The following is a 12199-nucleotide window of genomic DNA, read 5'->3' on the forward strand; positions in this document are numbered from 1 at the left end:
GGCTCGTCCTCACCGGACCGGTATGATCCTGTCGATCGGATGCTCGGGCCTGTCCGGGGGGCCCGAATCGCCGCGGTACATTTCAATGCGCGGCATCATGAGGGAGCCGCGGAGCTGAAAGACGACCTGGTTCGAGTCGTTTATGAATTTAGTGAGGAAATCGCGGTATCCTTCAAGGACCGGCGAATTGGCGTTCATCAGTATTCTCAGGTCGAGGCCCGAGGTCATGAAGTTCTTCGAGAGATTGATCGACCCGGTAATGGTCCCGTTGAGGTCCTTGCCGAAGATTCGTATGTTTTTCACGTTTATCCGGTTATTGCCTATATCGGCGTCGATTTTCATCGAATTTATCCTGATTGCCGGCAGGGAGAGCGGCATTCCTCCCATGCTGTCGGGGAGAGGGATCTCGCCAAGCTTGAGAACCGCGTTGTCGATGATCATGTTGATAGAGCCGCCCTGGGGTATTTCGGAAAAATTCTTGTAATCGATGAAAATATTGCCGTTCAGGTTGAATAATATCTGGCTGGCAGGCGAGACGTACTTGAATCCGCTGATCTGCAGCGTGCCGCTGATGTCTTTGCGTATCAGAAGCTTCAGGAACGAGATGTCGATTTCTGCGGTGCGGATATTTATTTCACCGCCGCTCTGTGTCGTCAGCTGGATGCCCTTCATCTCTATGATATCGATGATGCTGAAATTTATTTCACTTACATAAACCGACTTGAAGGATGTCTTTTCAAGATCTTTCATTTTTTTGCGTATGAGCATATCGTAGGGGAAGGTGAACACGATGAATACGCCCAGCAAGACGATTGAGGCGGATATGTAGGACTTTGCGTAGGGGAGCTTGAGCGCTTCCTTCGTTTTGCTCCAGAGGGACGAAAGATTCAACAGCGGCTTTATCCGCGTGATGAAAAAGTTTTTTACTGTGCTAATGTCCATCGGTCCCTCATGCCGTCTACTGCGACGCTACGCTGTTGAATGTTATGGTAACGTCATAGGTGTTGCGGCCCTTGATCGTCTGGTTGATGCGAAGATAGCTTATCTTGACCACCATCCCGGAATTTTCCATCCTGTAAATGAAATTCAGTATGGAGTTGATATCAACACCCTCAAACCGGACGTCGGCCGATATTTTTTTGTATTTTCCCTGCGTCACCGTGGGCCGGTCCCTGGTGTATGTCTTGTTCTTGATAATGTTGAGGCTCTGGGCGTTCTCTTCGATGAGCGACGTAAGGCCCTTCGTGTTGTTCAGCTGGGCATTGTACTGGGAAATCTTTTCGCGGACTTCCCTGTATTGATCGTATATCTTATCAAGCATGTTGAGCTTGTTCATGTTGGATTCATATTCCTTGTTGATGCTTTCCCGCAGGCTCAGGATGGGAGATATGATCAGGAAATATACGGCGACTACGCCTATAAGCGCGGCAAGGGCCTGTATAAGACGCTGTTCGCGTTTGCTTAATTCAATCATTCCTGTCCGCCTTTTTCCTTGGATGCGTCGGCTGAGGTCTTGTATTTAATGGTCATCGAGAACTTCACTTCGTTCTGTCGTGAATACTTTATGTTCAGATTCACCGAGTCGAATTTCTTCGTCTTCAAAAGGCTCTCTTTAAAAGTATCGATTGAAGAGCTTGATCCGGCCGTTCCTTCAATCATGATGACGCTTTCATTGTAAACAAGGTTGTTCAGGATGAAGTTGCCGTCTTTCGGAAAGTAGGTGAGAATGTCCTTCATGATGTCAAGGAAGGTGTTGTCGCCCGGCACCAGCCTGGCAATGCCGTCCATCTCCTTCTTTTCTTTTTTCAGGAGCTTCCGCGCCTCGGCTATGGGATCGCCGGAGACCGGCCTGGAATGAAAATAGCGGTTATACTGCTCTTCTATGATCTTATTGTACTGCCTGTTTGACCGGGCCGTGAGCACGGCGGTGAGAATGAAGTTTACGATGAGCACCAGCACCGTAAGAATGGCAAATCCGCCTGAGAGATAGTAGATTTTTTTCGATTCGCCGGCGATGTCAGGTATGAATTCGCCCTTGAGAAAGTTTATGGAGGAACGACGGCGGTTGATATAGGCAAGAACAGTGCCGAAGGCAAGAGGAAACTGAGTGCGTATCTCCCGTTCCTTGTAATCATCAAGAAAGGGAAGGGCGTCAACGGGAATGTCGAGCTCTCTCGAAATGATGGTGCCGATTCCGGTGAGATTTGAACCGCCCCCCGATATGAGGGCGCGGTTAAAGGTGATGTCCCCGCAGTCCAGCTTCATCGCTTTCATGGTGAGGATTATTTGTTCGACGAGCTCGTCGGAGACGTTCTGGGCCGCCGCGTATATCTTCTTCAGCTGCTGGCGGTTCAGGCCGAGGGACTTGTAGTAATCGCGCCGTTCATTGTTCTCAAACGAGGTAAGGTCCAGGTTGAGGTTGAGAAACAGGCGGGTCGCCTCGGATTGTGGGATTTTCAGCTGTAATGCCACCGCCTTGATGATGGTGCCGATGCCTATGGCAATCGATCTCGTATAAAGAAGATTGTTTGCGGAAATGAAGTTTACGATGGTCTTCCCGTGCCCGATATCGAGCTGTATGACCGTCTCGTTATCGATTTTATTGAAATACCGGTAGCATTCGTAAAGGGCATTGGCTTCCATGCCCATGGTGATCGGTTTGACGCCGTTGGTGTTCAGCACCTGGAGAAAATTATTAAGATTGTTCTTATGGACCGCGGCGAGTAGTATTCTCCCTTCGCCTTCCTTGAAGCTTCTCAATGATTGAAAATCAAGCTGGAGCTCTTCAAGCTTGAAGGGTATGTTTTCTTCAGCCTCGTAGGGTATGGCGTCAGCTATTTTTTCAACATCGCTGAAAGGGAACGATATGGTGCGGATGAGTTCCATCTCCATGGGCAGGTTAGTTATAATCCGGTAACCGCCAAGGTCTTCCTCCGATAGTATCCTTTGAATGGTCGCGACAACGGCGGCAGTGCGGTCTTCCTGGTCGGGGTCGACGGGCTCATAGTTGAATGACTTAAGCTGGAAATCGTGAAAGCCGGTTTTTACGGTAACGAGCTTTACCGTGTTGGTGCCCACATCAATGGCTGCTATGTTCTCGAACAATGGATGAGCTCCAGTACCTTATTCTTCGCACCAGTAGTATAACGACCTGTTATTTCTATTATATACCGCAGTTATTTTCGATTGTACGCCGTCAACCGTTGCGGTTGATATGATTCTAAATACCGATGATTTCACCGAAAACCGTTCAAGGACGGTCGAATCAATTCCGAATTCTTTCCCCAAAGCTTGAATTTCATTGTCGTTTTTATAAGGCTGTATCAGTCTCCGGCGGATAATCTCCGTCACAATATCAGGAGTCATTTTATCTGTCAACGCAGATAATACCCGGTATGAGGCCGTATTGATGTTAATTTTATTAAATTCACTGGTATAGTCCATGCGATCGCCGTAGACGGTAAAATAATCAGAGAGCTTCCGGCTCTTTTCCTTGCCGATCTTGACCAGCTCCAGATTCTTTTCCCGCGGTGAGATTTTCCCGGCCTCTTGCTCTCCTGCCATTTCCTCGATTTTATCGATCGGCAGGTCGGTATTGCCTTTGTTGTCGTCGACCAGGGTCTGCTCGCTCTTTTCAGACTCGGTATTACCGCCTCCCAGCCCGTAATATATTTCAGGCGTCATGTCCTTGAGCAATAACATTTCATCAACGCTGTCCATGGCGTTGTTCTTTGACGTGTATGGGGGCTTGAGCGTCTGGTAGTAGTCGTGTCCCTCGGCGCCATAGGGCATGCGCTGTTCGTCGACATCGACCCAGTCATGAATGATGTCGGCGATGTCCAGGGGCAGGCCCATATTCATAAAAAAGTTCTGGGCCAAAAAATAGAACTTAGATCGGTCGGTGAATTCGGTGGCGAAAACGCTCATGTTGATCTTTGAATTTTCGTCGATTATCCGTAGCTTCAGGGAGCCATCGGCCATGGGCAGTTCGGGGACATTGATGGCCCATATGTCATTGTACGAATCGGTATCCTTGTCGGTGGCCTTGCCGGTTATCATTTCAGTGTTGAGCCCCTTCATGTCCGCATAGAGGATGAACTGGCAAAGCTGGACGCCTGACTTGGCCAGGTAATTGGCCCTGAGGCTGTTTTTAAGCTTCTGGCCGTAGCCGATGTTCACCTGCGCAACGACGATGAATTCACCGGCGATCGACACCAGCAGTGTCGTGATGATGAGCACGATAATAAGCACATAGCCGGAGGAGCCGCGCAAATAGCATAGCAGCCCGCGCTCTTCCAGGAGCCGCTTTCTTCCCTCGTAATTTTTTCTCAATGCGTACAGTAATCTCATGTTACCTGAATTCCCTGATATTGATCAGCGAAATAAACTCGAATTTTTCATCCTGGGCCTGGTAGTTCTTTACGACCAGTGTCGTTTTGACCGACCTGGGGAACATGTTGTTCTGGCGCGAATCCCATTCCTCCACCCAGTCGTTCCCCTTGTTGAATTCGAACTTGAGGCTTACCACGTTGGGCAGAAGGACGTGTTCCGTTCCGCCCTCGAGAGGGGCGTCGTCCCAGTAGTTTACTTTTTCCCTTTTTATAAGGTGGAACAGTTCAATGGTGTTTTTTGCCTCTTGAAGGAAATATCCCACCTCCTTGATGTCGCTTTCTCTTACCGCAGTGTTTATTTTCCCGCCAAATTTATGCTCATTGTGATTTACCGTAACGAAGTCAATCCTGCTGTTTCCGCGGATATTCTCGCAAATGAAAGTGATATTCTTGTTTGTCCTGTTGTAATAAGCGTTGGAAATGTCCTGGTCGATCTTCAGGAGAGCGAGGTTGACGTTCTCGTAAAATTCAGCCCGCCCCGTTGAGCGTTTGATCGAATCGAAAATGGAGCGGTATGAAGCGTAGGCCATAACAAGGATTATGGACGCGAGCGCGGTCGCGACCAGTATCTCGATGAGGGTAAAACCACCGCTGCCGGCTGGTGTGTGTGGGCCCGGACGGAAGGCGGAAACGCCTGTAATGTCAGAAAGCTTCCTTGTCATTGTGTCTGATATATATACGATATCTTGTAGTCTTTTTTTCTGCCACGTTCTCTCCAGGTTACGATGATGTCCGTCTTGTTAGCCGGGAGCGGACCCAGGAGAGGATGCTCGAAGCGCTTGGTGACCCTGCTGTATGAAAAACCCGGATACTCCTTGACTTTTTGCCCTTTGATGTCGGTCCCGCGCATGTTTTTAAGGATATAATCGTTCATCTTGCTTTTCGCGATGAGCATGGCGCTAGTGTAGTTCTTCATGCCGGAAATAACGTATACGCTGGATGTTACGCCGGATATGACGCTGATGAGGATGGTCGAAAGGATGGCCAGGGCGATAAGTATCTCGACCAAAACAAAGCCAGTCAAGCGCTTGCCGGGACGATGGCGGCTATTCGATTTCGAGGGAGGCATATCCTTCCATCACTTTGGGTTCTTTGAGATGCTTGTCAATGCGAATGGACCATTTCTGTTCGCCGTTGACAAGAACATGAATGATGTAATTATTTGAATATCCTTGCGGATAAAAAGTTATAGGAATCCAGCCGCTTGTAAATGTTTCGCCCGTTGGAGTGAGCACTTCCTCTATGATAAAATTTTGGGAAAACTGTTTGAATTGAAGTGTCTTGCGCTTTGAGTCGTAGAATTCTCCATTGATCGAATTTATGACGGCAATTCCGTTTCGTCGATTGAAAATTTCTTTTTGGCCCATCGGATCTTCCGGATCGGGAGCATTCAGGTATACGGCAAGAATGTCCTCCCGGTTCTTCAGAAAGGCGTCGTCGAAGGTGGACGCGATCATGCCGGTAAAGATGGCGAAATTCTGGCGCTGGGAGCTGAAGACCCTCGTCACGCGGGGCACGGCGATCATCGCGAGAATGGAAATAACCGCAATGACGACCACCATCTCTATCAGGGTGAAGCCGCGGCTGTTAAGGCGAATTTTTTTTTTAATGAATCCCGAGACGGTATCCATGGGACAGGACCTATTTGTCCTCCCAGCTCTTGATGTCGGCGTTGGCGCCTTCGCCGCCCTCCTTCCCGTCGGGACCGTTGCTCCATATCTCATATTCTTCCTGGTCGTTTTCTCCAGGATAGCGGTAATGGTACGGGTTGCCCCAGGGATCGGTGGGGATCTTCTTCAGCAGGCCCTCTTTGACAAGGGCATCAAGGCCTTCCTCGGTCGAGGGATAGTTACCCTTGGTGCTCTGGTACTCGATGAGGGGAGTCTGGAAATTCTTGATCTGGAGCTTGGCCGCTTCGATTTTGGCCCGTTTCAGGTATTTCGTGACATTGGGCACGACTATTACGGCGGACAGGAGAGCTATGATGGTTACCACGATCATGATCTCTATGAGGGTGAATCCTTTGTTCGATTTGGCCTGGGCGCGTACCTGATGCATCCTGGATGCTATTCTGTCTTTGATATTCATGGCATTCTCCTTTTCGTATATTACATTTGATATGGTAATCGCCGACAGGTTACGGCGCATACATTTATTGCAGCAGCATATTCATCTGTGTTATCGGCAATATGACGGACATGACGATCATGGCAATGACAAGACCCATGATTATGATGACAATAGGCTCTATGAGGCTCGTAAGGCTCGTTACGGACAGATCGAGCTCGGTTTCGTACACGGTGCCGATGTTAAGGAGCATGGTGTCAAGGTTATCGCTGGCTTCGCCGGCCGTTATCATGCCCAATACCAGCTTGGGGAGAAAGTCGGATTTGCTCAGGGCATTGGCCACCGAGGCCCCCTCCTTGATCTTTATAGCCGCGTCATTGATCTTTTCCTCTATGATGACATTTCCTACGATCTTTTTCACGATTTCGAAGGATTTGATTATATCCACCTTGTTGTTAAGGAGTATGCCGAGGTTCTGGGTAAAACGGTAGACAATGAGCCTCTTATAAAGATTTTTCGCCAGGGGTATCGTGAGCTTCAGGCCGTCGATTTTTCTCCTGCCCTCGGGAGTGTGTATGTACCGATAATAGGTGTAACCGAGGACAACAAATAAAAACACGAGACCCAGGAGGACCCAGCCGTTGGAAAGAAGCGAGCTGATGCCGATGACGACCCTGGTGACAAGGGGGAGGGCCTTTTGCTGCTCCTCGAACATTCCAGCGATTGTCGGGATTACGCTGGTCATGAGGAACATCGTAACAGCCATCGCGAACAGGAGCATGAAGGCGGGATAGTACATGACCGACCTTATCTTGCTGGTCAGGACGTTCTGCTTTTCCTCCATGTCGGCCAGGCGGGCTATGACCTGGTCAAGGGACCCGAGACTCTCCCCGACGCGGACCATGCTGACGTACATATCGGGGAAAATGGCGCGGTGCTGGGAAAGGGCGTTGGAAAACGATGAACCCTGCTCAAGCTTTTCCTTCAGATCGGCCACCACGTTTTTAAAGTGCTTGTTGTCGATCTGCTCGACAATATCCGTTATGGCGACCGGGAGGGGAAGGCCGGCCTTGAGAAGCGTGGCAAGCTGGCGCGAAAAAAGGCCAAGCTGTTTGGTGCTTAAGCGAAGGCTTATGATATCGGAAATGCGCTGGGCGAATCCTTTCAGGGTAAGCTTTGATGCGGCTGAGGCGTCAAGGGACGTTATCTCATGCTTCTTCAGCTTTACGAGGTAGAGTCCCTGGCCGCGAATTTTCTGACGGGCGCTCATTTCGGACGGCGCGTCGATATAGTCCGATACATTCTTTCCCGTGCGGTCTAAAGCCTGGTACTGGAATATCATCGCAACGAACCTGCCTGTAGTGAACTCAGCATACCCTCAGCACTTCCTCTACCGTAGTGATGCCCTCAATCGCCTTGTTGAGTCCGTCCTGCAAGAGCGTTATCATTCCTTCCTTGACGGCGAATTCTTTAATAAGAGGGGCCTCGCTGTGCTCCATGATCAACTTCCGCACGCCCGGCGTGAGCACCAGGAGCTCGAAGATGCCGAGCCTGCCGGAATATCCGGTATTGAGGCATTCGGGACAGCCCTTTCCGTGGAAGAGCCTGCCTCCCTTCAGCTGTGAGGCTTTGATGCCGAGCTCGGCGAGCATCTTCGGAGCCGGCTTGAAGGCCTCCTTGCAGGAGGGGCATATCTTGCGGGCGAGACGCTGGGCCAGGTACGCGTTGACGGATGAAGTGATCAGAAAGGGTTCGATACCCATGTCGACAAGGCGGGTAATCCCGCTGGCGGCGTCATTGGTATGGAGGGTGGAAAAAACGCGGTGGCCGGTGAGTGCCGCCTGAACGGCGATCTCGGCGGTTTCAAGGTCGCGTATTTCGCCGACCATGACGATATCGGGGTCCTGGCGCAATATTGATCGGAGACCGCTGGCGAAGGTCAGGTTGATGCCGGGCTTGACCTGCATTTGGCCGATGCCGGGAATCTGGTATTCTATCGGGTCCTCGACGGTGAGGATGTTTACATCCTCATTCTTTAACTTCTGGAGAACGCTGTAGAGCGTCGTCGATTTCCCGCTTCCCGTTGGGCCAGTGACGAGAACGACACCGTAGGTCTTCTTTATAAGCTTGTCGAATTCCTCGAGGGTTTTTTTATCGAACCCTATGGCTTCCAGGTCGAAGCTCATATCGGATTTGTTGAGTATACGGAGAACGATGCGCTCGCCGTAGTAGGTGGGGAATGTCGAGACCCGGATATCGATGTCTTTTCCCGCTATCTTCAGCTGTATGCGGCCGTCCTGGGGCAGCCGGTTTTCCGCTATATTAAGGTTTGCCATGATCTTGATCCGGGATATGACGGCTCCCTGGTATTTTTTTGGGGGCGTATACATGTTATACAGGATGCCGTCGATGCGGAACCGGACCACGAGGTCCTTTTCATAGGGCTCGACGTGTATGTCGCTGGCCCGGTCGGTGACAGCCTGCTTGATGAAGGTGTTGACCAGGCGGATGATGGGGGCCTCGTTGGCCATGTCCATGATGTCTTCTGTTTCGGATATGGAGGAGGTGAGGATCTCGAAGTCGGATTCCTCCAGGTCCTCGATGACATCGTTGGTCGACTCATCCTTCAGGACGTTGAAATGGGCAGTGATGACGTTCTGGATCTCCTCGTCGGTGCTCAGGACCGCCTCGAAATCGTATTGGGGGAAGATCATTTTCAGATCGTCGAGGGGCTGTATGTTGAGCACATCGACGATGCCGACCAGGATCGTGTTGCTTTTCTTCTTAAATGGGACCATCCGGTTCTTGCGCATGAAGTGGGCGGGAATGGCGGCGAAAAGATTGTCGGGATCGGAAAAATCAAGGCGCGGCATGAAGGACATGTCATACTGCTCAGCGAGACAGGAGAGGATGTCTTCCTCTGACACGATCCCCTTCTTGAGCAAAAATTGCCCCAGTCGCAGCGACGATCCCTTCAGCGCGAGAACGGCTTCCTGGAGCTCCTCCTGGGTAATGATCTTCCGGTCGACAAGTATCTTGCCGAGGTACTTGGTCTTAATCTTCGCCATCTATTTATTGCTCTTTTTCAATCTGCGCATGGTTTCAATTTTCTGTTTCGTTATGCTTTCGAGACGGTCCTTCTTGGTCACGATATGAGGCGTTATGAACACCAGCAGATTCGATTTCTTGTAGCTGACGGTTTTATGCTTAAAGAGCCAGCCGAGGAGGGGAATGTCCCCCAGCAGCGGCAGCTTTGATTCGGTAGTGTCTTTCTTGTTCTGGATCAGGCCACCCACCACGATGGTTTTGCCGTCGTAAACCGTCACTTTGGTTTTGATGTCTCTTTTCCCCAGTTTCGGCGGCACCAGGGACCCGCTCGAAAGCTGCTGCGTCTCGCCGATGATGGAATTGACCTCCTGGTAGAGGTCAAGGGTGATCCGCTTCTGCTGGGTTATGTGCGGTGTGATCTTCAGCTTGATGCCGACGGTTTTGTATTCATAGGTCTGGAACGTCGTGTTCTGGTCGGTGATGCGATTGTTCGTCGGCACGCCTATCTCCTCACCAACATTGAGCTCGGCTTCGCTGTTGTCGATGGTCAAGACCTGCGGCGTGGAGAGGATGTTGAAATTATTATCGGTCGCTGAGGCGTTAAGGAGCGCGAAGGCGAGTACGCCGATATCGGGCACGTACCCGAGCTGGAATCCCGTGTTAACCGGTACCGCGAGCTTTTTGTCGGTTACGCCGTCGGGGAGCTTGTAGCTCGGGATCGTCGAGCTCATGATGGATGATCCGCCGAATATGTGGGTACCGGCCTGGTATCCCATCATCCAGTCGATGCCGAAGCCCCACCCGTTCTCGACGTTTACCTCGACGATCATGGCCTCGATCAGCACCTGCTCGCGTACGATGTCGAGCTGCTTGATAATGCTCAATATTTCCGAGTATTCATCGGGCTTTGCAGTTATTATGAGAGAGTTGGTCTCTTTATTCGCTATTATAGAAAGCTTTTCCTTGCTGGACGAGGACGACGATCCATGTTCCCTGGTGACGCGTTTTGTCTTGTCCGAAGGCTCGACCCTCTGCGGCTGCTGGGGCGCGACCGGCGTCGAAATGGGCGACGTATTGATTTTCGCCGTATCCGAAAAAGGAATGCGGGACAGGACATTGGCGAGGTCCTCGGCGTTGGCGTTTTCCAGGTGGTAGACATGGATGTTTCCGCTGGTCTGTTCTTTGCCGGCCGGCGCTATCCTGGAGTCAATGGCCTGGGCGATCTTGACAAGGCTGTTGACATCCGACGTTATACCGGTTATGATAAGCAGGTTCAGGGACTGATAAACGATGATATCGGCGCTCTTCGGCTTGAGAGACCGCAGGGTATTGGAGATTTCCGTGGCATCGGCGTTCTTAAGATCAAGGAGGTAGGTTATTGATCGCTCATCGAGGATAATTTTGCCGTCCACGATTACCGAGGAGTTCTTTTTTACCGCATCCTCGATGGGAAGTATCTTGATCAGGTTCGGCGTCTCAACGACGGCGAGTCCTTTCACTTCGAGGATTGCCTTCATGACGTTATAGGCTTCATCAAGGGGGACCTTGCGGGCCGAGCTTATCGAAATCTTGCCTTTTACACGGTCATCGATTATGACGTTCTTGCCGATCAGCTGTCCCATGACGTTGATGAACTCGTTGATTTCAACATCCTTGAAATTGAGGGCGAATTTCTTTTCAACGGGAGCTCTCTTTCCCCTGGCGGCTCCTTTCTTGGGAGCGGCGCTCAGATACGCCGAAGAAGGGCTGCTATCATGATATGATACGATAATGAATGGCAAGAAGGATATCAGGAGAAACATGGCAGCGGTCTTTTTAGGGAGTGATAGATTCATTATCATATCCTTTCCTGTTGGGTGATTAATCAGTAATGTTGAAATCGAATCTGAGATCTTTTCCGTTACGTTCCAGGTCTATGGTTATTTTCGGATCATTTTTCATCATTTCCCACATAGACATCAGTTTTTGGGTGCTGTCAAGCATTTGCCCGTTGATCCTCTTGATGATATCGCCGCTTCGCGCGCCCAGACGGAACATGATATTCTGGGGCTGGACGGTGACAAGTCGATAACCGACTATCTGGCCGTTCACGCGGTGAGGACCCGCCTGCAGGCCCTGGAGCGCGTTATCCATATTGTTGAACACCTTCTGCTTGAGCTCGGCCCTGCTGAGATTCTGGTTGACCTGGGAGCTTCTCCCGTCGGGCGATGCGCCGCCGGGTCTCTGGGAATCGACTACTTTTTTCGCATACAGCTCCAGGGCCACCTTTTGCCCGCCGGCTTCAAGATATACCTTGGAGTCTCCTATGCTTACCAGCTTGTTGCCGTACACGTCGCTGCCAACATCGTTGTTAACCTTGTACAGGGCGAATACGCCGGGCCCTTTTTCACCGGTTTTTAGTATCATGGCCCGCGCGATGCTGGTGGGGCCAGATATAGTCCCCAGGAGGGTCAACTCGCTTATGGACCCGGCGGGGTTCTGGCCTTCACCGGCCAGATCGCCGGCGCTGGCTACTTTGAAGAAGCCGCATTCGGATATAATTTTATAATCGTCAAAGTTCTTTCTCGCATGGGCAGCATATGTTCTCCGGGTGCTTGTTATGATCTTGGAATAACCGGGAGACAGGTTATATTTTATTATCTGGTTGATTGTCGAAGCAAGCATGAATGAGAAAATCATTATTGAAATGATAT

At 50.6% G+C, this 12199-nt stretch carries 12 protein-coding genes; all 12 read right to left on the minus strand.

Annotated features, from left to right (window positions below):
- Nucleotides 1–9: 9 nt before the first annotated feature.
- Nucleotides 10–942 carry a hypothetical protein gene (locus tag KA369_07550; protein MBP7735810.1) on the minus strand — a complete coding sequence of 311 codons (933 nt, stop codon included), beginning with the start codon at nt 940–942 and terminating at the stop codon, nt 10–12.
- A gap of 16 nt (nt 943–958) precedes the next feature.
- Entirely contained in the window at nt 959–1474 is a 516-nt protein-coding gene (locus KA369_07555) for a type II secretion system protein M (GenBank protein MBP7735811.1), read from the minus strand.
- The gene (gene pilM / locus KA369_07560; GenBank protein MBP7735812.1) at nt 1471–3105 is read right to left on the minus strand and encodes a pilus assembly protein PilM; all 1635 of its coding nucleotides are present in this window, start codon (nt 3103–3105) and stop codon (nt 1471–1473) included. The genes KA369_07555 and pilM overlap by 4 nt, the downstream gene beginning before the upstream one ends.
- Before the next feature lie 18 nt (nt 3106–3123).
- Nucleotides 3124–4350, minus strand: coding sequence for a general secretion pathway protein GspK (locus KA369_07565; protein ID MBP7735813.1), 1227 nt, complete (start codon nt 4348–4350; stop codon nt 3124–3126).
- Between the two features lies 1 nt (nt 4351).
- The gene (locus tag KA369_07570; GenBank protein ID MBP7735814.1) at nt 4352–5053 is read right to left on the minus strand and encodes a prepilin-type N-terminal cleavage/methylation domain-containing protein; all 702 of its coding nucleotides are present in this window, start codon (nt 5051–5053) and stop codon (nt 4352–4354) included.
- Nucleotides 5050–5400, minus strand: a complete 351-nt coding sequence (locus KA369_07575; protein MBP7735815.1) for a hypothetical protein — start codon at nt 5398–5400, stop codon at nt 5050–5052. The genes KA369_07570 and KA369_07575 overlap by 4 nt, the downstream gene beginning before the upstream one ends.
- A 37-nt stretch (nt 5401–5437) precedes the next feature.
- Nucleotides 5438–6022 carry a prepilin-type N-terminal cleavage/methylation domain-containing protein gene (locus tag KA369_07580; protein MBP7735816.1) on the minus strand — a complete coding sequence of 195 codons (585 nt, stop codon included), beginning with the start codon at nt 6020–6022 and terminating at the stop codon, nt 5438–5440.
- Between the two features lie 10 nt (nt 6023–6032).
- Complete coding sequence (gene gspG, locus KA369_07585) at nt 6033–6449, minus strand: type II secretion system major pseudopilin GspG (GenBank protein ID MBP7735817.1); 417 nt, start codon at nt 6447–6449, stop codon at nt 6033–6035.
- Nucleotides 6450–6543: 94 nt separating this feature from the next.
- Nucleotides 6544–7800 carry a type II secretion system F family protein gene (locus tag KA369_07590; protein MBP7735818.1) on the minus strand — a complete coding sequence of 419 codons (1257 nt, stop codon included), beginning with the start codon at nt 7798–7800 and terminating at the stop codon, nt 6544–6546.
- A gap of 25 nt (nt 7801–7825) precedes the next feature.
- Nucleotides 7826–9526 carry a type II secretion system ATPase GspE gene (gene gspE / locus KA369_07595; GenBank protein ID MBP7735819.1) on the minus strand — a complete coding sequence of 567 codons (1701 nt, stop codon included), beginning with the start codon at nt 9524–9526 and terminating at the stop codon, nt 7826–7828.
- Entirely contained in the window at nt 9527–11341 is a 1815-nt protein-coding gene (locus KA369_07600; GenBank protein ID MBP7735820.1) for a hypothetical protein, read from the minus strand.
- Between the two features lie 25 nt (nt 11342–11366).
- Nucleotides 11367–12170 (minus strand): hypothetical protein, encoded by an 804-nt coding sequence (locus KA369_07605; protein MBP7735821.1) that lies wholly within the window; start codon nt 12168–12170, stop codon nt 11367–11369.
- Between the last annotated feature and the right edge of the window lie 29 nt (nt 12171–12199).

The organism is Spirochaetota bacterium, from assembly GCA_017999915.1.
GTDB lineage: Bacteria > Spirochaetota > UBA4802 > UBA4802 > UBA5550 > RBG-16-49-21.